Here is a 22,608-nt window from a genome sequence, read left to right as displayed (position 1 = left end):
AAACGCTAGCGCGACGGACGTTTCTCGCGAGATGAGCCGTTCTCTTCGCAGAGCTGTCATCCGCTGCTGCTTCGGTAGGCTGAAGAGAGTTCGATCGCGCGGAGGCCGCCGGAGGGCTGTCGCGCGCCGTACCGTCGATGAGCCGTAACCGAGCGATCGTTGAGACCCGAACCCTGCCCCGAGCGCGGGCCGAGCCAGAGCCGGCCGCCTCGAACCGGACGGTTCGCCGCCGTGCTCGCCCTCGCGCTGACCGGCCTCCTGACGCTGACCGCCGTGCCGGCATGGGCGCAGGCGTCGTTCCCCCTGCCGCTCGCCTTGCCCCTGACCGGCGCGGGCGGCGACCCGCAGACGGCGATCGCGCAGTCGCGCACCTCGGATCAGGTCTCCGTGACCAACGAGGGCTCGATCCAGGACGCGCTCGGCCCCTACGGCGACCCGTTCGGGCTGCGCGCGGCCCTGGCCGAACGGGGGATCACCTACGTCCTCACCTATATCGGTGAGGGCCTGACCAGCGTTTCCGGCGGCCTGCGGCGGGGGACGACCTTTGGCGGGCGTCTCGATACCTCCCTCGACATCGATCTCGACAAGCTCGCCGGCTGGAGCGGCGCGCGCTTCCACACCGACTTCTTCGTGATCCACGGACACGGCATGTCGAGCCGCTTCGTCGACAACCTGACGACGGTGAGCGGCATCGAGGCCCTGCCGTCGACACGCCTGTTCGAGCTGTGGGTCGAGCAGCGCTTCCTGAGCGACCGTCTCTCGGTGAAGGTCGGGCAGGTCTCGGCCGACACCGAGTTCGCCATCGCGCAGACCGGCGTCGTGTTCGTCAATGCGGGATTCGGCTGGCCCAATGTCGGCGCCGTGGTGATGCCGAGCGGCGGGCCGATCTATCCGCTGGCGACCCCCGCCATCCGCGTGAAGTACGAGCCGACCCCGCTGCTTTCCTTCCAGGGCGGCCTCTTCAACGGTGACCCGGCCGGTACGCCGCCGCCCGGCGACGAGACCGATCCGGAGCGCCGCAACCGCACGGGCACGAACTTCCGCGTCAACGATCCCGCCCTGCTGATCGGCGAAGCGGCCTACGCTTATCCCAGCTTTCCGGGGACGGAGCGGCTGCCCGGCACCGCGACTCTCGGCGGCTGGTACCATTTCGGCCGGTTCGACAGCCCGCGCCTCGACAGCGTGCGGGGGCGTCTCCTCGCCGATCCGGAGGCGAGCGGGATCTCCCGGCGCTTTCGTGGCAATGCCGGCCTCTACGCGATCCTCGACCAGACGATCTACCGCGAGCCGGATACGGAGAACGAAGGCGCCTCGGCCTTTCTGCGCGTCTCCGCCGTGCCGGGCGACCGCAACCTGATCGAATTCTACGCGGATGCCGGCCTTGCCTGCCGGGGGCTGATCCCGGGCCGCCCCAACGACACGCTCGGCCTCGGCGTGATCCACTCGCGCATCAGCCCCGAGGCGCGCGCCTTCGATCGCGACAGCCTCCGGTTTGGAACGAGCCCGGGCCACCTGCGCAGCAGCGAGACCGTGATCGAGGCGACCTATCAGGCGGAGATCGTGTCCGGCTTCACCCTCCAGCCGGACGTGCAGTACGTGATGCGGCCCGGCGGCGGCCTGTCGGACGGGAACGGACGCCGCCTTCGCAACGCCACGGTGCTCGGGCTCCGGGCGACCATCAACTACTGACGGCCGGGCGCTCCGTCCTCAGGGCCGCGGAGGCGTCGCGGTGATCGGCAGGGTGGCAGCCTCGGCGGATCCGGCGTCGCTCAGCGTCTCCAGAAAGGCGATCAGATCCGCCTTCTCCCGCTCGGAGAGGCGCAGCGGACGGATGTCGCGGGAGCGGCTCGGGCGATCGATGCCACCGCGGTCGTAGAGTTCGACCACCTCGGCGAGCGTGGCGAGCGATCCGTCGTGCATGTAGGGCGGGCGCCGGGCGACATTGCGCAGGGTCGGCGTCTTGAAGGCGAAGCGCAGGGCCGTCGAACCCGGGAAGAAGCGGCCGCGGCCGACGTTGCCGTCCTTGGCGACGCCGATGTCGTGGAAGGAGCCGTCCGTGAAGTTCCAGCCGGAATGGCAGGCGGCGCAGTTGGCCTTGCCGTGGAACAGGTCGAATCCGCGCCGGGCCGCGCCGCTCACCGCGCGCGCATCGCCCTCGACCCAGCGGTCGAACGGCGCCTCGCCGGAGACGATCAGGCGCTGGAACGTGGCGAGCGCCTGCTCGATGCGCTCCTGCGTGATCGGGTTGCCGCCCGCGACAGGCTCCGGAAACGCACCGGCGAAGGCTTCGACATAGGCCGGATCGGCCGAGAGACGGCGCACCATCTCCTCGGGCGGCATGTTCATGTTGCCCGGTGCCGTCAGCGGGGTACGGGCAACGGCTTCGAGGCCGCGAAACTTGCCATCCCAGCCGAGAATGTCCTCGATCCAGGCGATGTTCAGCAGCGTCGGCGTGCGCACATCCATGAAGCCGCCGTCATTGCGCGGGGCCAGCGGCGTCGAGTCGGTCCAATCCTGGCCGGGGACATGGCAGGTCGCGCAGGTGCGGTCGCCGTCGCGGGAGAGGATGGGTTCGAAGAACAGGGCGCGGCCGAGTTCGGCCTTTTGTGCCGCGTAAGGATTGTCCTCGGGAAACGGAATCGCGTTCGGGCGCCGGTACTCGGCGAGTTGAGCCGTGCGGTCGGGTTCGCCGGTCGTCGCGACGGCCCACCCTCCGACCATAATCGTCACGAGGGCTGCCGCCGCCCCCACGAATATCCGAGCCATTCCAACCTCGATCAGCGGCGAGTTTGCAGGCTTGAGCTTAAGCGTTCGTTAAGTTGGATCCGAACGCTGTTATTTCACCCAGACGTGCAACTTCATTTTCGGATGGATGCCGCACATGACGGTGAACCTTCCCGAGCGCGGGAAGACCACGATCGTCTTGCTGCCGGGGGCCTGCTCACCGGTATCGAAGCTGAAGTCCGGGCTGTCGAGATAGGCGTGGTGGACGAGTTCGCCGTCGTCGTTGACGATCTCGATCGCCTGTCCCGAGATCATCGCGATGCTGCCGGGGGCGAAAGCTCGTCCCTTCTGGGTGATCCGGCTCGGGGCCGCGTCGCCCGACAGGGCCAGCGCCGTTCCCGAACAGGCCAGTGCCGCGAGAAACAGGGCGGTGCCCGCCCGGGGCGATGCGACGCCGGCCGTCCGTCTCGCTTGGCACATGTTCGTTTCCGCTCCCGTAAGGGCGCCCCCGCGCTTGAGGCGGACGAAAGCACTTTTCAGGTTGCGTTCGGCTTAACAACGCAGGGCTGATCGCCTCGAATTTTTCACGCAGCGTCATGGATGGGTATTACCTTAACGATTGCGTGCGACACTCGCCCTGCGAAGGGAAACGCGCGTCGATGACATTGTCCCGCCTCAAGACAGGAATGCTCCGGTGGCGCACAGCCATCGATGCCGTCCTGCGCGGCGGTCGCACCATTCGCGGCCGAATCTTTCTCGCCTTCCTGATGCTGAGCGCCATCACGACGCTCCTCGGCGGATACGCGGCGCTCGGCATCATGACCACGGGCGCTCTGGTCGATAAGACCTATGACCGCTCGCTGATGTCCATCAATTACGCGCGGGCCGCGGCGGCCGATCTCGCCGCCCTGCAGGCCGCGGTGGCGCGCGCACGCCTTGCCGGCGATGCGGACGAGCGGCGCGCTCTCGAAGCGCGGATCGAGGCGCTGACGCAATCCTTCGAAGAGGATATCGAGGTCGCGGCCGAGCGGGCGCAATCGGAGCGGGCCGCGAAGGAGGCCGCCTCCGCCAAGGACGCGGTGGCCCAGTGGCTCGCGGCGCGCCGGGAATTCGGCCCCGATCGGCAGACCGTCGATGTCTGGCAGGCGCTCGATGCCCACGCGACGGTGGCCGAGCAGCACCTCGACCTGTTCATCAATTTCACCGCCGGCGACGGCTTCTCCTATCGACAGGCCGCACGGGCGATCGTGGCCCGCGACGTGCGGCTGAGCGTCATCGCGACCCTGGTGGCGATCGTGCTGTCGGGCGTCGTGGCCCTGCTCCTGTCGCGGCAGATCGTGCGGCCGGTCGCCGACGCCTCGACGGTGGCGAGTCGCATCGCGGCGGGCGAGCTGACCGTGAAGGTGCCCGAGGGCGGGGACGACGAGTTCGGCGCGCTCCTGCGCGCGATGGCGGTGATGCGCGGCAACATCGCGGCGATGATGCAGGAGGAGGTCGCGCAGCGCCGCTCGGCACAGGCCCTGCTCGCCGACGCGGTCCAGGCCTCCATCGAGGGCATCGTGGTCGCCGACCCGGCGGGACGGATCGTGCTGGCCAATGCCAGGGCGGCCGCCCTGCTCGGCCTCGATCCCGCGCAGACGGGCCAGCGCTCGCTCGCGGAGGCACGCGGCTCGGCCACCGCCGACGCGCTGCTGGCCATGCCCGGCACCGGCACCGCGACCGCCGAAACCCAGGCCGCCGACGGGCGCTGGCTGCGCATCAGCCGGAGCCCGACCCGGGACGGCGGCTTCGTCGCCGTGTGCAGCGACGTGACCCTGCTCAAGGAGCAGGAGGATCAGCTCAAGCGCAGCAACTCGCAGCTCGACGCGGCGCTGAGCAACATGCTCCAGGGCCTGTGCCTCTACGATTCCCGCGGCGGGCTGCTCGTCTACAACCGCCGCTTCTGCGACATGCTCGGCATCGAGGCGAGCGCGCTGCGGCCGGGGATGACCCTGCGCGACGTCGCCCACGTCGTCGCCTCGACTTCGAATGACGACCGCGCGGTCGACCTGCTCCTGGAGCAGGAGGCTCTGATGCAGCAGCGCGCGAGCGGGTCGCTCTGCTGCCCGATCCGCACCGACTGCATCGTTTCGCTCAAGCAGCAGGCGACGGCCGAAGGCGGCTGGATCGCCACCTACGAGGACGTGACGCAGCGCTACGAGGCCGAGGAGCGCATCATCACCATGGCGCGCCGCGACGCGCTGACGGGGCTGGCCAACCGCATGGTCTTCGGCGAGCGCCTGGAGGAGGCCTCCGCCCGCCTCGCCGAGGGCATCGGCTTCGCGACGCTCTGCCTCGACCTCGACCGCTTCAAGGAGGTCAACGACACCCTCGGGCACCCCGTCGGCGACTGCCTCCTGCGCGGCGCGGCTGAGCGGCTGCACGGCTGCCTGCGCGAGACCGATCTCGTCGCGCGCCTCGGCGGCGACGAGTTCGCCATCGTCCAGTCCGGCTCGCAGGTGCGCGACGACGCGATCGCCCTGGCCAAGCGCCTGATCGCCGCCTTCGAGGCGCCCTTCCTGCTCGACGGACAGTCGGTGACCGTCGGGCTCAGCATCGGCATCTCGCTCGCGCCTGAGCACGGGACCACCCCCGAGAAGCTACTCAAGAGCGCGGACCTCGCCCTCTACCGCGCCAAGGCGGCGGGGCGCGGCGGCTGGTCCTTCTTCGACGAGGAGATGGACCTCGAACTGCGCAACCGCCGCGCGCTGGAAAGCGACCTCAAGGTCGCGGTGGCCAACGGCGAGTTCGAGCTCGTCTTCCAGCCGATCGTCAAGCTCGACCGTCAGCGGATCGCCTGCTGCGAGGCGCTGCTGCGCTGGCGCCATCCGACCCGCGGCTACGTCTCCCCGGCCGAGTTCATTCCGCTTGCGGAGGAAACCGGCGCCATCGGCGAGATCGGCGATTGGGTGATGCGCAAGGCCTGCGCCGAGGCTGCGACCTGGCCGAGCGACATCGGTGTCGCGATCAACGTTTCGGCCGCGCAGTTCAAGAACGCCGCCGTCGTCCGCTCGACCATGGAGGCCCTCACCGCGAGCGGGTTGCCGGCGCATCGGCTCGAACTCGAGATCACGGAATCCGTCCTCCTCACCGACAATGTCGGCACGCTGGCGACGCTTCACACCCTGAAGCGCCTCGGCGTCCGGGTCGCCATGGACGATTTCGGCACCGGCTTCTCGAGCCTGAGCTATCTGCAGAGCTTCCCCTTCGACAAGATCAAGATCGACCAATCCTTCGTGCGCAACCTCGACGTGACGGGCAACGCGCGCCTGATCGTGCGCTCCGTGGTCGGCCTCGGCCGCAGCCTCGGCATCACCACGACGGCGGAGGGAATCGAGACGGAAGCCCAGCTCGAACAGCTACGCATGGAGGGTTGCGACCAAGGCCAGGGCTACCTGTTCAGCCGCCCCGTACCCTCCGCCCGAATCCGCGAACTCGTGTCCACGCTCGGGCGCAACGCCGCCTGAAGGCCGAAGGGCCGCATGACGCGGCGGCGCGACGCGTCTCACGCTGCAAGGTATAATTGATACGTCTTGAAGTTATGCCATGTGCTATACTGGCATAACATATGATATGCGTCAAATGCGTAGAAGTTTTTGCTGAACAAACCTCTGCCCGGCTGATTTCCAAGGCAATCCCAGCGAAGACACAGGCCGGCCCTCGAACTCGGCCGCGCCCTGCAGGCAGGCCTGTGCCTCGCTCAGCCGAGGAACCAATACATGTACTATCACGACAAGCGGCTCCAATACCCGGTGAAGGTCGAGAGCCCGGATCCCATCTACGCTCGGATGCTGCAGCAGGCCATCGGCGGTGTGGAGGGCGAGATCCGCGTCTGCATGCAGTACTTCTTCCAGGCCTGGGGCAACCGTGCGCCCAACACCAAGTATCGCGACATGCTCCTCCACACCGCGACCGAGGAGATCGGCCATATCGAGATGCTCGCCACGGCCGTGGCGATGAACCTCGAGAACGCTCCGACCAAGGTTCAGGAAGCGGGCGCGGCCGATGCCATCGTCGGTGCCGTCATGGGCGGCGAGAACCCGCGCCACATCGCCGAGGGGATGCTGCACAAGCACCTGCTTTCCTCGGGCATGGCTGCCTTCCCCGGCAATTCGGACGGCGTCCCGTTCGACATGAACCACATCTACGCCAGCGGAAACATCGCGGCGGACATGTACTGCAACGTCGCCGCCGAGGCGACCGGCCGTACCCTGGCGGTGCGCCTGTCGAACGCGACGAACGATCCTGGCATGAAGGACATGTGGAGCTTCCTGATCGCGCGCGACACCATGCATCAGCAGCAGTGGCTCGCGGTGATCGAGGAGCTCGGGGGCATAGAGGGCGCGCTGCCGATTCCCAACAGCTTCCCGCAATCGGAAGAGAACCAGAAGTTCAACTACAGCTTCTTCGCCACCAACCGCGACGGCGGAACGCCTCCCGAGGGCCGCTGGACCGCCGGTCCTTCGCTCGACGGGAAGGGCAACTTCAACGTCTTCCAGAACGAGCCCATGGGCCAGGAGCCGGTACTCGGCCCGGCACGGCCCGATAGCGGCGCCGAAACGCAGCAGATGGGCTGACCGACCGTTCGCCCGTCCGGCGACCGGGCGGGCCTTTTCCGCGCATTCCACATCATCATACTGGAGGGACCGACCGTGGCGATCGACACTCGCGAAATCTACGTCACCGCTCTCAAGAACACCCACGCGCTCGAAATGCAGGCGCTTCAGATCATGGAGCGCCAAGTGGAGCGGCTTACCCGCTACCCGGAGATGGAGGAGGCCCTGCGCCGCCACATCGAGGAAACGCATGGCCAGCGGACCCGCCTCGAAGAGGCCCTGCAATCCCTCGGCAGCAGCCCCTCGACGATCAAGGAGGGCTTTCTCGGCTTCGTCGGCAACATGATGGCTCTGGGCCATACGCCGGCGCAGGACGAAATCCTGAAGAACACCTACGCCAACCACGCCTTCGAGAATTTCGAGATCGCCGCCTACGAATCGCTGCTGACCATCGGCGAGGCGGCGGGGCAGGGCGGAAGCCTCAGCGGCTTCCGGCAATCGCTCCAGGAGGAGGAAGCGATGGCGCGGCGCGTGCGCGATCTGATCGGTCCGACGACGAAGCGCTACGTCGAACTGACGGTCGCGGGCGAGAAGGCGGACCGCTGATCCCAGCAACGTCACCGCGCAGAAGATTGAGCGGTGAACGCCTTCGGCCAGCGTGCCGGCCACGACGAAATCGAGCACCGGCCCGGCAAAACCGGACCGATGCTCGGTCGATAGGAACGGGTGCCGACTCCGCGAAGATGTCGGCACCGATGGGATTGATGCCTCAGGCGGCCATCCAGTCGCCGCGCTCGGCCGCGTCCCAGGCGGAGGCGGTGTCGAGCGTACCTGCGAACACGGCATCGAGCCGCAGCCGCTCGGCCTGAACGAGCGGACCGTCCAGCGCCACCGGGCGGCAGCGGCCGTCCCAGCCCGGCACGACGAAATCCGGGTTGTGCAGGGCGTGGTCGGAGGCTTCCGAGAAGAAGGGACGGTCGCCGCCGTCGATGTAGCTCTCCGCCGGCAGGCCTTCGGCGAGCAAGATATCGTGGGCGTCGAGTTCGATGTGCCAGTAGGTGACGCTGGCGACCGGCTCGCGGGTGATCGTGGTGCCGTTGATGAGGCACATGACGGGCACCAGCGCGCCGCCCTCGTTGTCGGCATCGGCTCCGATCAGCACCGGGTGGCCCGGCGAGAGGAAGAGGTCGCGAGCCGGCAGGTCGTCGCCGAAGGCACCGGCGCGGACGCGAACCGGCTGCTGATTGAACGAGAGCGAGCCGCTCCCGGCGCTGATCTCACGATGTCCGATCCAGGTGATCGGGCGCAGGGCGCCGGAGGCCGTGACGGCGCGGTCACCGACCTGCAGATCCTCGACCGCAACCTCGCCGCGGCTCGTGCGGATCTGGGTGCCGGTCGCGAAGCAGACGATGCTCGGGCTGTCGGGCGCCGTCACGGCGCTCGCATTGACCGAGGACGCGAGGTTCAGAGCCGGCACCGAGCCGTTCGAGACTGCGATTGCCACGGGCGTGACGAGGTTTCCGCCGGTCACGTTGAAGTAATAGACCGGCTCCGTCGCACCCTGCGGCAACGAAAATCCAGTGTAGGTTCCGGTCAGACCGACGCCGACGAGACCGAGAGCATTGGCATCGACGCTGACGGTGCTGCCGGGCTGGTCGATCGCGCCGGTGATCGTGATCGTTTCCGCACCGCTCACAAGACCCGTTCCAATATAGGACGTCCCCACGAGCGGCAGCGTCGTCAGAGCGCCCGTCGAAGACTTGCCGGCGCCGAACGTTGTTGCAAAGGTCTCAGCCATGTCTGCCCCGCATTCATTGTTGTGCAGGGCTTTGATCGGCGAATTAACGCGCATAAACCATAGGCCGAAAGAGAAAGGTTCTTTTCGAAAGACTTGCTGCGAAACGCGAAGATATTTTCCATCACGATTGGAGAGCGCGCCTTTCTTGTGGCGGAATGACAACATCCGCCAAAGTGCTCATGGCGCGCGTTCTCGACTTTGATCGATGGGCGCGACACGCATCATAGCGTCGTCGTGTTAACGTGTTCCGAGCGGAGGGCGCTTCGGAAATCGAGCTGTCGAGCCTCGTAACTTCGGTCAGACCGCAGCGAAGTTCGAGGCCGCCGTCTCGGACCGGGTCGCCAGCCAGATCACGTGTCGCGGGCCGCTCGATCCGCTGGCCGGCATGCGGATCTCTTCGACCGCGAAGCCGCGTCGCTGTAGCCGCGCCTTGAACTTCCGGTCCGGCGTGCCCGACCAGACCGCGAGCGTGCCGCCGGGCTTGAGCGCCCACTCGGCCCGCTTCAAACCCCATTCATCGTAGAGCCGGTCGTTTCCGCGGCGCATCAGGCCCTCGGGCCCGTTGTCCACGTCGAGGAGAATGGCGTCCCAGCCGCCGGCTTCGGACTGGATCAGGCGGTTGACGTCGGCTTCCCGCAGCTCCACGCGCCGATCGTCCAGGCAACCGTCGAAGACGGGCGCGAGCGGCCCCCGGGCCCAGGCCGTCACGGAGGGGACGAGTTCCGCCACGACGATCCGCGCGTCGGGTCCGAGCCCCCGCAGCGCCGCCCGGAGCGTGAAGCCCATTCCGAGGCCGCCGATCAGCACCCGGGGGGCCGGTCGGCCGGCGAGGCGGGCGCAGGTCAGCGAGGCCAGCGCTTCCTCCGAGGTGCCGCGGGTGCTGTTCATCAGCTCGATGGTGCCCACGACGATCGAGAATTCCTGGCCGCGCTGCATCAGAGCGAGACTTTTGCCGCCACCGGGCACGAGGCCGGTGTCGAGATGGACCCAATCGTTCATCGCCGCCTTTCCGAACCGAGCGCCGGGCGCAACCCTGCCCGCCTCGGCCGCCGTTGCTCGATCCGCCCGGCCGCGTCTATCAGCGCTCATGTCCAAGCGCATCAAATCTCTCCCGCAGCAGCGCGGCTTCGTCCTGTTCGATGTCGTCTACGAGGATGGCAGCCGCGCCTCGAACCGGCGCGTCCCGATGGAGATCCTCGGCGGACTGGACGGCGACGAGCCGGCCCGTGACCTCATCGCCGAGCAGGAGCGCGAGATCGCCCAGAAGGCAGGCCGGCCGGCACGGGAGATTCAGAGCCTGACCCGCTCGCCGGCGCCGGTGCCGAAGCCCGTCATGTGAGCGCCTTTCAGCTCGAACACCCTGCGACATTCCGGAACAGGCCGTGAGGGGGCCGGTTTCTCCGGCAGCCAGATGTCTGGCCAGTGGAGGAAGTCCATGAAGGCCCTTGCCCTCGCTCTTGCCGGTTCGCTCCTTCTCGCACCCGCCGTCCTGGCGGCCGAGGGCGGATCGGGATCGTCCGGTACGAGCCGTTCCGGTACCGCCAACAGTACCGGCCCGAACGATGCCGGTTCCGGCGCCTCGCCGGGCGCGGCGGGAAGCGGACCGTCGACAGGCGGCACGAGCCGCTCCGGCACCACCAACAGCACCGGCCCGAAGGACGCCGGCTCCGGCGCCTCGCCCGGCGCCTCGGGCTCGGGAACGAGCGCCCCCAGCCGCTGAGCCTCTTCACGAGCGGCGCGGAGGCGCCTTCAGCGCTGACCGAAAACCAAAAGGGGTTGGCCCACGGCCAACCCCTTGATCCATCGATCGAATGTGATGGTACCACCGCCCCGGCTCGAACGGGGGACCCCTAGATCCACAATCTAGTGCTCTAACCAACTGAGCTACGGCGGCCCGTGAGGGGGGACTTATCCCGTGGCCGGCGGCATTTCAAGCGCCTTCGACGCAGCTCCGCACGGATCGCGCCGCCGATCCACGGATGATAGACCGCGGGGCCGGGTCCGCCGGCCGAATCTGACGCGTCCCCCGACCCGCGAGTGCGATGAGCCCGTCTCCAGCCCCGTCCGCGACCGCTCCCCTCGTTCAGGTGCCGGTGCGGCTCAGGGCCTGGGTCCGGGCGAACGAAGTCGCGTTGGTCCTGCTCGCCGCGATCACGGGCTGCATCGGAGGGCTCGCCGTCGCGGCCATGAGCGGCGCCACGCAGTTGCTGCGCGAATGGCTCTACCGGCTGCCCCCGGGGCAGCGGCTCAGCAGTCTGGAGCGCCTTCCGGCCGAGGGGCTGCTGGGCCTCCCCTTCCTGGCGCCGGCACTGGGCGGGGCAGTGCTCGGCCTGATCCTCCTCGTCTCGGCCCGTAGGCGCCGCCGGGGCCGGCGCAGCATGGTCGATCCCATCGAGGCGAACGCTCTGCACGGAGGACGGATGTCCGTGCGCGATTCCCTCGACGTGGCGGCCCAGAACGTCGTCTCGAACGGTTGCGGCGCCTCCGTCGGGCTTGAGGCGGGCTACACGCAGGTCGCCGCAGGGATCGCCTCGCGGCTCGGCATCGCCTTCGAGATGCGCCGCTCGGACCTGCGCACCCTGGTCGGCTGCGGCTCGGCCGCCGCGATCGCAGCCGCTTTCGGCTCGCCGCTCACCGGTGCCTTCTACGCCTTCGAACTCATCATCGGCACCTACACCATCGCGACGCTCGCCCCCGTCGTGGTCGCGGCGTTGTGCGGCAGCCTCGTGGCGCGGGCGCTGGCGCCCCAGGCGGCCCTCGTCGATGTCGGCGCGCTGGCGCTTGCCAAGAACGCGCCCGTGGGGGCGGGCGACACGCTGCCATGCCTCGCTCTCGGGCTCGTCTGCGCCGGGCTGGCGGTGCTGCTCATGCGCGGCGTCACGCTCGTGGAACAGGGTTTTCGCGCGTCGCGGCTTCCGGCGCTCCTGCGCCCGACTCTCGGCGGGCTGTGCATCGGCGGGCTCGCCGTGGCGACCACGCCTCAGGTGCTCTCGGCGGGGCACGGCGCACTGCACGTCCATCTCGCGCCCGAGGCCGCCGCCGGGCTCGGCGCGCTTGCCGGCCTCCTGGCCGCTAAAGCGGCGGCCTCGGCGATATCGATCGGGTCGGGCTTCCGCGGCGGGCTGTTCTTCGCCTCGCTGTTCCTCGGCGCGCTGGTCGGGCGCCTGTTCGCCGGACTCGCGCCGATGGTCTGGCCGGGCTTCGAGAGCTTCGGCCTCGCGCCGGTCGGCTACGCCGTGGTCGGCATGAGCGCCTTCGCCGCAGCCACCGTCGGCGGGCCGCTCACCATGACCTTCCTCGCACTGGAGATGACCGGCAGCTTCCCCGTGACCGCCCTGGTGCTCGTTTCGGTGATCGCCTCCTCGCTCGCGGTGCGAAAGACCTTCGGCTACTCCTTCGCGACCTGGCGCTTCCACCTGCGCGGCGAGAGCATCCGCTCGGCCCACGATGTCGGCTGGATGCGGAGCCTGACGGTGGGGCGGATGATGCGCAAGGACATCCGGCCGGTCCCGCTCGACACGCCGCTGCCTACCTTCCTGCGCGCGCATCCCCTGGGCTCGCCCTCCCGCGTCGTCGTGGTGGACGAGCACGATCGCTACGCCGGCATCGTCCTGGTGCCGGAAGCCCACGCGCTCGTCGGCGAGGATGGCGGCTCCCCGCCGCGGCTTGCCGACGTGGCCCGCTATCCGGGCGCGTTCCTGCTCCCCGACATGAGCGTCAAGCAGGCGGCCGAGGCCTTCGACGAGGCCGAGAGCGAGGCGCTGGCCGTGCTCGACGGGACCGAGAGCCGCCGTGTCATCGGCCTCCTGACGGAGAGCCACACGCTCAAGCGCTACAGCGAGGAACTCGACCGCCAGCGTCGGGCCGTGCTCGGGGAGGCGGCGTGAGCGGCGGGCACATGCTATGGCGGAAGCATGATCCTGCGCGCCCTTCTCGCCGGCCTCGCCATCACCCTCTCCCTCGGCGCGTCCGCCCGGGCCGATTCCTGCGACGGCCTGACGGTCCGGCTGATCCGCGGCACGGGCGTCGCGCTGGCCGGGCGCAGCGGGCCGATCATGGTGTTCCGCGCGGCGGATGCCGAGCGGATGAGCCTCGACTGCGCCGCGCCCCGGCGCCTCCTGTTCCGCTCCGCCGAGCGCGAACCGCCACGCGCCTTCTTCACCCTGATCGGCCTCGCGGGCCGCACGCTGGCCGGCGCGTCGGCCGAGTCCGTCGAGACCCTGGCGCTGCGCCTGCACCAGGACAGCCTGCTCACCGGCGAGCCCCAAATCGGCCGGGCCGGCCAGGTGGTCCTGCGCTGCGATCCCGCCGATCGGCCGGACGGATTCGGCGTCGGCAACCTCTGCCGGCTTGCATCGGACCGTTCCCGCCGCCCCACCGCCCTTTCCCGGAAGGCGGGCCCGGGTTAGAGCCGGCACCATGTCCGAGACCGTATCCCCCGCCGGTTCCGTCGTCCGTGTCGGCGGCGTCGCCTTCGCCAATCACCTGCCGCTGGCACTGATCGCCGGCCCCTGCCAGCTCGAAGGGCGCAACCATGCCCTCGAAATCGCCGCCGCCTTGAAGGAGATGGCGCAGGGCCTCGGCATCGGGCTGGTCTTCAAATCCTCGTTCGACAAGGCCAACCGCACCTCCGGCCGCACCGCCCGCGGCGTCGGGCTCGACGAGGCCCTGCCGGTCTTCGCCGAGATCCGCGAAAGCCTGGGTCTGCCGATTCTCACCGACGTGCACGAGGCGGAACAGTGCGCCCGCGCGGCCGAGGCCGTCGACATCCTCCAGATCCCGGCCTTCCTCTGCCGTCAGACCGATCTGCTGCTCGCCGCCGCCGCCACGGGACGGGTGGTGAACGTCAAGAAGGGCCAGTTTCTCGCGCCCTGGGACATGGCTCACGTTGCCGCCAAGATCACCGAGGCCGGCAATCCCGATGTCATCGTCACCGAGCGCGGCGCCTCCTTCGGCTACAACACCCTCGTCTCCGACATGCGCGCGCTACCGATCATGGCGCGGGTCACGAGCGGCGCACCGGTGGTGTTCGATGCCACCCACTCGGTCCAGCAGCCCGGCGGGCAGGGCGCCACCTCCGGCGGCCAGCGGGAATTCGTGGGGGTACTCGCCCGCGCCGCCGTGGCGGTGGGCGTGGCGGGCGTCTTCATCGAAACCCATCCCGACCCCGACCGCGCGCCCTCCGACGGGCCGAACATGGTGGCGCTCTCCGATCTGCCCGATCTGGTGGCGCGGCTGATGGCCTTCGACCGGCTCGCCAAGGCCTGAAGGCTCTCCGCGAGACCGGTTTCAGGTCTCGTTCATGCGGCTCAGATTATCCAATCTCCAACCCGAACAACGGAAGCGTCCGATACCGTTTCCGTGGCAATCGCCGCCCGCGGGAACATCCGGCCAAGCTCGATGTTTCTTCGCCAAGATTCCACAGGATTGGAGAGGATCCCATGCGAAAGCTCGCACTCGTCACCGCAGCCCTGATCTCCGTGGGCACGCTGGCCACCACCTCCGCCGAGGCGCGCCCCTATGGCCGCGGCTACGGCCACCATCACGGCCATTACCATGGCGGTTACGGCCCGCGCGCCTATTACGGCGGCCGTCGCCGCGGCATCGGCACCGGTGCGGCGGTGGGCCTCGGCATTGCCGGCCTCGCGGCTGGAGCGATTGCGGCGGGCGCCGCGCGCGACGCCTATGCGCGCGATAGCTACTATAGCCGCCCCGCTTACGGCTACTACGATTACGGCTACTGAGGCCGAGGCCTCAGCGGACTGGAAGAGGCGGCCGGGCGACCGGCCGCCTTTTTCGTGCGCCGTGACGAGGTGATTTCAGGGGCGGTACGACTTGCCGGCCATGAAATACACGCTCTGATTGCGTTAACGGGCGCGTTGAGACAGCCCTTCGGCCTTGCAGCAATGTGGGGGGCGATGCCTGTCGTCGCGGCCATCGTCGCAGCCTTGATGACGGGACGCGTCTATTCCTTCATCTCCGGCACCGGCATGGAGCAGCTGGACCGCTATCTCGGCGACCGTCGCAGCGCCAAGCTTAGGGCGAGGAGTGAAGCCGTCTTCCGGGCCGCTCCTCTACGGGCGATCCGCGATCCCGCCGATGCGGCCGGCGTGCTGATGATGCTGGTGGCGCTCGCCCGCGGCACCCCGACGCCCGAGCAGGAGGCGGCGATCGAGGCTGAAATGCGCAAGGTCAGGCATCCGGACGACGATCACGCCGCGCGCATGGCCTATTTGCGCCACGCCGCCGCGCAGGCTTTAGATGCCGCGACTGCGGTCGACCACCTCGCGCCGCTGCTCCGGGAAAAGCGCGATGCCTCCGAGCGCGACGAGCTGGAGCGGATGATGGAGGCCGTCGCGAACGTCCATGGCGGGCCGATCGAGGCGCAGGAGACGCTGATCGCCCGCACCGTTCGCGTGCTGGCCGAGCAGCACCGAGGAAGGCGGCGAAGCCGTCAGCCCCGGCCGCGATAGGGCGCGACGCCCTGGTCCGGCAGCCAGACGGATTTCGGCGGCTCGCCCGTCTGCCAGAACACGTCGATGGGGATGCCGCCGCGGGGATACCAGTAGCCGCCGATCCGCAGCCAGCGCGGCTCAAGCAGGGCCGCGAGCCGGCGGCCGATGCCGACCGTGCAATCTTCGTGAAAGGCGCCGTGGTTGCGGAAGGCGCCGAGATAGAGCTTGAGCGACTTCGACTCCACGAGCCAGCGATCCGGCACGTAGTCGATGACGAGCGTGGCGAAGTCCGGCTGGCCGGTGACCGGGCAGAGCGAGGTGAACTCCGGCGCCGTGAAGCGCGCGAGGTAATCCGTGTCGGCGTGCGGATTGGGGACGCGGTCCAGGACGGCGGCCTCGGGCGACGCGGGCAGCGGCGTCTGGCGGCCGAGCTGCTGGGCGTGATGTTCGATCGGGTCCATGGCAGGCCTATATAGGCAGCCGATTCACGCGCCTATCGCCGTCGGCGAATATCTGGGCTTCGCGGCCAGCGGCGGCGCAAGTCCGTGAAAAGGCAAGGCATCCGGCAAGTTTTGTGAAGGCTGCCGGGGATTCCGGGCCGACCGGGTGCTTGCCGACACCCCACGCTTGGCGGATAAGCCCGCCTCGGACAGCGTCGCAGGACGCGCGGGCCTCGACGGCATCCGCGAGACGACCCCGCCGCGACGCAACCGCAGGAGCGCCCATGACCGCGATCACCAACATCGCCGCCCGCGAGATACTCGACAGCCGCGGCAACCCCACCGTCGAGGTCGATGTCCTCCTCGAGGACGGTTCGTTCGGCCGCGCCGCCGTGCCCTCCGGCGCCTCGACCGGCGCCCACGAGGCGGTCGAGCTCCGCGACGGCGACAAGAGCCGCTACAACGGCAAGGGCGTGCTCAAGGCCGTCGAGGCGGTGCAGAACGAGATCCTCGACGCGATCGGCGGCATGGATGCCGAGGATCAGGTCGCGGTCGACGAGGCGATGATCGCCCTCGACGGCACGCCGAACAAGGCCCGGCTGGGCGCCAACGCCATCCTCGGCGTCTCCCTCGCGGTGGCCAAGGCCGCCGCCGAGACCGCCGGCCTGCCGCTCTACCGCTACGTCGGCGGCGTGCAGGGCCGGGTGCTTCCGGTGCCGATGATGAACATCGTCAACGGCGGCGCCCATGCCGACAACCCGATCGACTTCCAGGAATTCATGGTGATGCCGGTCGGCGCCACCTCGCTCTCCGACGCCGTGCGGATGGGCGCCGAGATCTTCCACACTCTGAAGGGCGCCCTCAAGAAGGCCGGCCACAACACGAATGTCGGCGACGAGGGCGGCTTCGCCCCGAACCTTCCCTCGGCGGAAGCCGCGCTCGACTTCGTGATGGAATCGATCAACGCCGCCGGGTTCAAGCCGGGCAGCGACGTGGTGTTGGCGCTCGACTGCGCGGCGACTGAGTTTTTCAAGGACGGCGCCTACCGCTACGAGGGCGAGGGCCAGACCCGCTCGATCGAGCAGCAGGTCGATTATCTCGCCAAGCTCACGCAGGATTACCCCATCCTCTCGATCGAGGACGGCATGTCCGAGGACGATTGGGAGGGCTGGAAGCTCCTGACCGATCGGATCGGCAGCCGGGTGCAACTCGTCGGCGACGACCTGTTCGTGACCAACGTCGATCGGCTCGCCCGCGGCATTGAGAGCGGCACCGCCAACTCGATCCTCGTGAAGGTCAACCAGATCGGATCGCTCACCGAGACTCTGGCGGCGGTCGATATGGCCCAGCGCGCCGGCTACACCGCGGTGATGTCGCACCGTTCCGGCGAGACCGAGGACGCCACCATCGCCGACCTGGCGGTCGCCACCAATTGCGGGCAGATCAAGACCGGCTCGCTGGCCCGCTCGGACAGACTGGCCAAGTACAACCAGCTCATCCGCATCGAGGAAGGCCTCGGCGCTCAGGCGCTCTACGCCGGCCGCAGCGCGATCCGGCAGCTCGCCGGTCGCTGATTCCCGACCGTCTGACCTTTGTCGGGGTGTGGCGGGCAGGCATGGCCCGCCACGCCCTTTCCTTTCGGCCGTCCCGGCAGGCGGATCGGCCTCGCGGAAACACTTTCTTCACCCTGATCGAGTGATCTTCTCCCCGCCATGGTCATTCGTCGCCGCGTCCGCGCCATCGTCGTCCCCGCTGTCCTCTGGACGGTGTCGGCTCTCGTCGTCGGCTACTTCGTGCATCAGGCGGAGAGCGGCAACCGAGGTCTCGAGGCCAAGCGCGCGCTCAAGTTCGAGGCTTACGGCCTGACCCAGGAGCTGAACGCCGCCAAGGCGGAGCGCGCGACCTGGGAGCACCGCGTCTCCCTCCTGCGCAGCGAGCAGATCGACCGCGACCTCCTGGAGGAGCGCGCCCGCGTCGTGCTGGGCCGCGTCCATGCCAACGACCTCGTGATCATCGACCCCTGAATTTTTATGCAGCCTAGATTGATCTATCTAAAGATTTATTCGCACGACGTCTGAAGGTCGGCCTTTGTTGCAGACGTGGCAGTAACAGCATTTGATGGGTGTCAGCTCGCCCCTCGATTTCCGTAAAACGCTGTCCTAGAACCCCTCCCAACAGAGAGTTTTCGAGAGGACGCCGATGGGTGCGGGCAGCGAGGCAGGGAAACCTGCAATGGGAACGGATGCGCCGCAGCATCAGCCCGCCCCGAATATTCCTCAGTTCACCCGGGACGAGGATCTTCACGCCTACCGCGAGATGCTGCTGATCCGCCGCTTCGAGGAGAAGGCGGGCCAGCTCTACGGCATGGGCCTGATCGGCGGCTTCTGCCACCTCTATATCGGCCAGGAAGCGGTGGTCGTCGGCATGCAGATGGCCGGCGAGGACGGCGATCAGAACATCACGGGTTACCGCGACCACGGCCACATGCTCGCCTGCGGCATGGACCCCAAGGGCGTCATGGCCGAGCTGACCGGCCGCCGCGGCGGCTATAGCCGCGGCAAGGGCGGCTCGATGCACATGTTCAGCCGCGAGAAGCAGTTCTTCGGCGGCCACGGCATCGTCGGCGCCCAGGTCTCGCTCGGCACCGGCCTCGCCTTCGCCGACGCCTACCTCGAGAACGGCAAGGTCAGCTTCACCTATATGGGTGACGGCGCGGCCAACCAGGGCCAGGTCTACGAGAGCTTCAACATGGCGGCTTTGTGGAAGCTGCCGGTCGTCTACGTCATCGAGAACAACCGCTACGCCATGGGCACCTCGGTCGCCCGCGCCTCGGCGCAGACCGATTTCTCCAAGCGCGGCCTCTCCTTCGGCATTCCCGGCGAGCAGGTCGACGGCATGGACGTGCGCACGGTCCGCGAGGCCGCCGCGCGCGCCATCAACCACGCCCGCTCGGGCGAGGGGCCCTACATCCTCGAGATGCAGACCTACCGCTATCGCGGCCACTCGATGTCCGATCCGGCCAAGTACCGGTCGAAGGACGAAGTGTCGAAGATGCGCGACGAGCACGATCCGATCGAGATGGTGCGCAAGCGCCTGCTCGAGGCGCACGCGGTGCCCGAGGCCGACCTCAAGGGCATCGACGCCAAGATCCGCGAAATCGTCAACGAATCGGCCGATTTCGCCACCCACGACCCCGAGCCGGATCCGTCGGAACTCTGGACCGATATCCTTCTCGAAGCCCGCGCCTGAGGCGCCCGATTGTCGACGCACCCGGATCGATAGAGCAGCGCAGATGGCGACCGACATTCTGATGCCCGCCCTCTCTCCGACCATGGAGGAAGGCAAGCTCGCCAAGTGGCTCAAGAAGGAGGGCGATCCGGTCAAATCCGGCGACGTTCTGGCTGAGATCGAGACCGACAAGGCGACGATGGAGGTCGAGGCGATCGACGAGGGCATCCTCGCCAAGATCCTCGTCCCGGACGGCACGGAGAACGTGGCCGTCAACACGCCGATCGCGATCATTGCCGAGGAGGGCGAGGACGTCTCGGCGGCCGCCTCCAGCGGCGGCAAGGGCAAGCCGAACGGCGCCGCCGACGGCGCACCGGCACCGACGCCCGACATGGCTGCCGAGGGCATGGCCGACAGGCCGGCCGCCTCCGCCAAGAGCGACGATGACGCGCAGCGCGCGCCCGCCTCGCCGGCGGTCATCACCAACAAGGCGCCGGACCCGGTGATGGAGGAATTCCCGGCCGACTCGCCGATGAAGACCACGACCGTGCGCGAGGCCCTGCGCGACGCCATGGCCGAGGAGATGCGCCGGGACGACAAGGTCCTGGTGATGGGCGAGGAGGTCGCTGAGTATCAGGGCGCCTACAAGATCACCCAGGGCCTGCTCCAGGAGTTCGGCGCGCGCCGCGTGGTTGATACCCCGATCACCGAGCACGGTTTCGCCGGCATCGGCGTCGGCGCGGCCTTCATGGGCCTCAAGCCCATCGTCGAGTTCATGACCTTCAACTTCGCCATGCAGGCGATCGATCACATCATCAACTCGGCGGCCAAGACGCTCTACATGTCCGGCGGCCAGCTCGGCTGTCCGATCGTGTTTCGCGGCCCCAACGGCGCCGCCGCCCGCGTCGGCGCCCAGCACAGCCACGACTACGCCGCGTGGTATTCCAACGTGCCGGGCCTCAAGGTGATCGCGCCCTACACGGCGTCCGACGCCAAGGGCCTGCTCAAGGCGGCGATCCGCGATCCTAATCCCGTCATCTTCCTCGAGAACGAGATCCTCTACGGTCAGTCCTTCCCGGTGCCCGAGATCGAGGATCTGGTCCTGCCGATCGGCAAGGCGCGCATCCACCGCCCGGGCAAGGATGTCACCATCGTCTCGTTCTCCATCGGCATGACCTACGCTCTCAAGGCGGCCCAGGCGCTGGCCGAGCAGGGCATCGAGGCGGAAGTCATCGACCTTCGCACCATCCGCCCGATGGACAGCGCCACGGTGGTGGAATCGGTCAAGAAGACCGGCCGCTGCGTCTGCGTGGAAGAGGGCTTCCCGCAATCGGGTGTCGGCGCCGAGATCGCGGCGCGCCTGATGGTCGATGCCTTCGACTATCTCGACGCGCCCGTGCTGCGGGTGACGGGCAAGGATGTTCCGATGCCCTACGCCGCGAATCTCGAGAAGCTGGCGCTTCCCAACGTCGCCGAAGTCGTCGAGGCCGCCAAGGCTGTCTGCTACAAGTAAATGAGCGACACATTCGAAGAACTCGACATCCCGCCCGACGCCCTGGAACAGGGCGGGATCGAGATCGTGCGTGCCTCCATCGTCGACGGGGCCGTGAGCGTCGCCCTCAGGCGCGCCTTCGACGACCCGGCCACCTGGGGCCGTCTCCTTCTCGATCTCGCCCGCCAGGCCGCCCGCGCCTACGCGGCCGAGATGGAGATCTCGGAGGACGAGGCCTTCGACCGCATCCGTGCGGGGTGGGAGGCCGAGGGCCTCGACCCCGCCAATCCCCTCAACTGACCCTTCCTCACTAAGGCCGCTCGGGAACGACACGATGCCGATCAACGTCCTGATGCCCGCCCTCTCGCCGACGATGGAGAAGGGCAACCTCGCCAAGTGGCTCAAGAAGGAAGGCGACGCGATCAAATCCGGCGACGTGATCGCCGAGATCGAGACCGACAAGGCGACCATGGAGGTCGAGGCGGTCGATGAGGGCGTGCTCGCCAAGATCCTCGTCTCCGAGGGCACGGCCGACGTGCCGGTCAACGAGTTGATCGCGCTGATCGCCGAGGAGGGCGAGGATCCGGCCAACGTCCAGGCGCCGAAGGGCGGCGCGGAGGCGAAGACCGCGCCGGTCGAGCCCAAGGGCACGCCCGACGAGAACGCTGCGCCGGATGGCAGCCACGCCTCCTACGCCCGAGTCGACACCGCGCCGGAAGGTGCCAAGCCGGGCGGATCGGCGCAGCCCTCCGAGGCGGCCGGGCGCGTCTTCGCCTCGCCGCTCGCCCGCCGCATCGCCAAGCAGGAAGGCGTCGACATCGCTGCCGTGAAGGGCTCGGGCCCGCACGGCCGCGTCATCCAGCGCGACGTGCAGGCGGCGATCGAGAGCGGCAGCGCCAAGGCCGGCGCCTCTGCCAAGCCCGACTCCAAGCCCGAGACAAAGGCCGCCGCGGCGCCCGCGCCGGAGAAGGCCGCTCCGAAGGCGGCCGGCGGCGCCCCGGCCGGGCTCAGCCTCGAACAGGTCAAGGGCTTCTACGAGAAGGGCAGCTTCGAGGAAGTCCCCCTCGACGGCATGCGCAAGACCATCGCCAAGCGCCTCACGGAGGCGATGCAGGTCGCGCCGCACTTCTACCTCACCGTCGATTGCGAGCTCGATGCGCTGATGAAGCTGCGCGAGACGCTGAACGGCTCGGCCGGCAAGGACAAGGATGGCAAGCCGCTGTTCAAACTGTCCGTGAACGACTTCGTCATCAAGGCGATGGGCCTCGCGCTCACCCGCGTGCCCGCCGCCAACGCCGTCTGGGCGGAGGACCGCATCCTGCGCTTCAAGCACGCCGAGGTCGGCGTCGCGGTGGCGATCGACGGCGGCCTGTTCACGCCGGTCATTCGCAAGGCCGATCAGAAGACGCTCTCCGCCATCTCCAATGAGATGAAGGATTTCGCGGGCCGCGCGCGCGCCAAGAAGCTGAAGCCGGAAGAGTATCAGGGCGGCGTCACCTCGGTGTCGAACCTCGGCATGTTCGGCATCAAGCACTTCACCGCCGTGATCAACCCGCCGCAATCGACGATCCTCGCGGTCGGTGCCGGCGAGAAGCGGGTCGTCGTCAAGGATGGTGCCCCTGCGGTGATCCAGGCCATGACCGCAACGCTCTCCTGCGATCACCGCGTCCTCGACGGCGCGCTGGGCGCCGAGCTGATCGCTGCCTTCAAGAGCCTGATCGAGAACCCGATGGGAATGCTGGTGTGACGTTTTCCGGTTTCCGACGCCTCTCCTCACGATAGGCCGACGGATCGGAAACCGGCTGGACAGAGCGGCGCGGAACCTTCCGTGCCGCCCCCACACCACCCCGCCCCGAGGGGAAGGGGAACGCGCGGA

The 22,608-nt window shown here is 68.5% G+C and carries 22 protein-coding genes and 1 tRNA gene; 17 read left to right on the top strand and 6 right to left on the bottom strand.

The window, feature by feature from the left end; genetic code table 11:
- Positions 1–231 precede the first annotated feature (231 nt).
- Positions 232–1,689 (top strand): carbohydrate porin, encoded by a 1,458-nt coding sequence (locus BY998_RS02610; protein WP_181425417.1) that lies wholly within the window; start codon positions 232–234, stop codon positions 1,687–1,689.
- Between the two features lie 18 nt (positions 1,690–1,707).
- Here the strand turns inward: BY998_RS02610 and BY998_RS02605 are convergent, their stop codons facing one another.
- Entirely contained in the window at positions 1,708–2,766 is a 1,059-nt protein-coding gene (locus tag BY998_RS02605) for a cytochrome c peroxidase (RefSeq protein ID WP_110350044.1), read from the bottom strand.
- Positions 2,767–2,835: 69 nt separating this feature from the next.
- A complete protein-coding gene (locus tag BY998_RS02600; RefSeq protein ID WP_110350043.1) occupies positions 2,836–3,204 on the bottom strand; it encodes a hypothetical protein in 369 nt (122 codons plus the stop codon).
- Positions 3,205–3,410: 206 nt separating this feature from the next.
- On the opposite strand from BY998_RS02600, the gene BY998_RS02595 reads away from it, so the two are divergent.
- The 3 genes from BY998_RS02595 to BY998_RS02585 all read left to right on the top strand — a co-directional run bounded on the left by BY998_RS02595 (position 3,411) and on the right by BY998_RS02585 (position 7,925).
- Entirely contained in the window at positions 3,411–6,230 is a 2,820-nt protein-coding gene (locus tag BY998_RS02595) for an EAL domain-containing protein (protein ID WP_245421453.1), read from the top strand.
- A gap of 252 nt (positions 6,231–6,482) precedes the next feature.
- Entirely contained in the window at positions 6,483–7,340 is an 858-nt protein-coding gene (locus BY998_RS02590) for a manganese catalase family protein (protein WP_110350041.1), read from the top strand.
- A gap of 75 nt (positions 7,341–7,415) precedes the next feature.
- Positions 7,416–7,925, top strand: a complete 510-nt coding sequence (locus BY998_RS02585) for a ferritin-like domain-containing protein (RefSeq protein ID WP_110350040.1) — start codon at positions 7,416–7,418, stop codon at positions 7,923–7,925.
- 163 nt (positions 7,926–8,088) lie between these two features.
- On the opposite strand, the gene BY998_RS02580 is transcribed toward BY998_RS02585, so the two are convergent.
- Together BY998_RS02580 and BY998_RS02575 are read right to left on the bottom strand one after the other, a co-directional pair.
- On the bottom strand, positions 8,089–9,282 hold the full coding sequence (locus tag BY998_RS02580; protein WP_245421452.1) for a Hint domain-containing protein: 1,194 nt from the start codon (positions 9,280–9,282) through the stop codon (positions 8,089–8,091).
- Between the two features lie 132 nt (positions 9,283–9,414).
- The gene (locus BY998_RS02575) at positions 9,415–10,116 is read right to left on the bottom strand and encodes a hypothetical protein (RefSeq protein ID WP_110350038.1); all 702 of its coding nucleotides are present in this window, start codon (positions 10,114–10,116) and stop codon (positions 9,415–9,417) included.
- A gap of 88 nt (positions 10,117–10,204) precedes the next feature.
- Here BY998_RS02575 and BY998_RS02570 point away from each other — a divergent pair, with 88 nt between their 5' ends.
- Together BY998_RS02570 and BY998_RS02565 are read left to right on the top strand one after the other, a co-directional pair.
- Entirely contained in the window at positions 10,205–10,456 is a 252-nt protein-coding gene (locus tag BY998_RS02570) for a hypothetical protein (protein ID WP_110350037.1), read from the top strand.
- 96 nt (positions 10,457–10,552) lie between these two features.
- On the top strand, positions 10,553–10,837 hold the full coding sequence (locus tag BY998_RS02565) for a hypothetical protein (protein WP_110350036.1): 285 nt from the start codon (positions 10,553–10,555) through the stop codon (positions 10,835–10,837).
- A gap of 97 nt (positions 10,838–10,934) precedes the next feature.
- On the opposite strand, the gene BY998_RS02560 is transcribed toward BY998_RS02565, so the two are convergent.
- Positions 10,935–11,011: transfer RNA gene (locus BY998_RS02560), tRNA-His, on the bottom strand.
- 148 nt (positions 11,012–11,159) lie between these two features.
- Here BY998_RS02560 and BY998_RS02555 point away from each other — a divergent pair.
- From BY998_RS02555 to BY998_RS02535, 5 genes are all read left to right on the top strand, one after another.
- The gene (locus BY998_RS02555) at positions 11,160–13,004 is read left to right on the top strand and encodes a chloride channel protein (protein WP_110350035.1); all 1,845 of its coding nucleotides are present in this window, start codon (positions 11,160–11,162) and stop codon (positions 13,002–13,004) included.
- Between the two features lie 27 nt (positions 13,005–13,031).
- Complete coding sequence (locus tag BY998_RS02550; RefSeq protein ID WP_110350034.1) at positions 13,032–13,526, top strand: hypothetical protein; 495 nt, start codon at positions 13,032–13,034, stop codon at positions 13,524–13,526.
- Between the two features lie 10 nt (positions 13,527–13,536).
- Complete coding sequence (gene kdsA, locus BY998_RS02545; protein ID WP_110350033.1) at positions 13,537–14,385, top strand: 3-deoxy-8-phosphooctulonate synthase; 849 nt, start codon at positions 13,537–13,539, stop codon at positions 14,383–14,385.
- Positions 14,386–14,558: 173 nt separating this feature from the next.
- Complete coding sequence (locus tag BY998_RS02540; RefSeq protein WP_110350032.1) at positions 14,559–14,861, top strand: hypothetical protein; 303 nt, start codon at positions 14,559–14,561, stop codon at positions 14,859–14,861.
- Between the two features lie 54 nt (positions 14,862–14,915).
- Positions 14,916–15,590 (top strand): hypothetical protein, encoded by a 675-nt coding sequence (locus BY998_RS02535; protein ID WP_245421451.1) that lies wholly within the window; start codon positions 14,916–14,918, stop codon positions 15,588–15,590.
- Here BY998_RS02535 and queF read toward each other — a convergent pair.
- Positions 15,572–16,033 carry a preQ(1) synthase gene (gene queF, locus BY998_RS02530; protein WP_110350030.1) on the bottom strand — a complete coding sequence of 154 codons (462 nt, stop codon included), beginning with the start codon at positions 16,031–16,033 and terminating at the stop codon, positions 15,572–15,574. The genes BY998_RS02535 and queF overlap by 19 nt on opposite strands.
- A gap of 263 nt (positions 16,034–16,296) precedes the next feature.
- Here queF and eno point away from each other — a divergent pair, with 263 nt between their 5' ends.
- The 6 genes from eno to BY998_RS02500 all read left to right on the top strand — a co-directional run bounded on the left by eno (position 16,297) and on the right by BY998_RS02500 (position 22,479).
- Complete coding sequence (gene eno, locus BY998_RS02525) at positions 16,297–17,586, top strand: phosphopyruvate hydratase (RefSeq protein WP_110350029.1); 1,290 nt, start codon at positions 16,297–16,299, stop codon at positions 17,584–17,586.
- A gap of 138 nt (positions 17,587–17,724) precedes the next feature.
- Positions 17,725–18,036: a septum formation initiator family protein gene (locus BY998_RS02520; protein WP_110350028.1), complete on the top strand. Its 312-nt coding sequence runs from the start codon at positions 17,725–17,727 to the stop codon at positions 18,034–18,036.
- A gap of 175 nt (positions 18,037–18,211) precedes the next feature.
- Positions 18,212–19,261, top strand: a complete 1,050-nt coding sequence (gene pdhA / locus BY998_RS02515; RefSeq protein ID WP_110350027.1) for a pyruvate dehydrogenase (acetyl-transferring) E1 component subunit alpha — start codon at positions 18,212–18,214, stop codon at positions 19,259–19,261.
- A 43-nt stretch (positions 19,262–19,304) separates the two neighbouring features.
- Entirely contained in the window at positions 19,305–20,753 is a 1,449-nt protein-coding gene (locus BY998_RS02510) for a pyruvate dehydrogenase complex E1 component subunit beta (RefSeq protein ID WP_110350026.1), read from the top strand.
- A complete protein-coding gene (locus tag BY998_RS02505) occupies positions 20,754–21,032 on the top strand; it encodes a DUF5076 domain-containing protein (RefSeq protein ID WP_110350025.1) in 279 nt (92 codons plus the stop codon).
- A 34-nt stretch (positions 21,033–21,066) separates the two neighbouring features.
- Positions 21,067–22,479, top strand: coding sequence for a pyruvate dehydrogenase complex dihydrolipoamide acetyltransferase (locus BY998_RS02500; protein WP_110350024.1), 1,413 nt, complete (start codon positions 21,067–21,069; stop codon positions 22,477–22,479).
- The last annotated feature ends 129 nt before the right edge of the window (positions 22,480–22,608 follow it).

Origin of the sequence: Methylobacterium sp. B4, assembly GCF_003201865.1 — a bacterium.
GTDB lineage: Bacteria > Pseudomonadota > Alphaproteobacteria > Rhizobiales > Beijerinckiaceae > Methylobacterium.
This window is presented reverse-complemented; position numbering and strand designations above follow the sequence as displayed.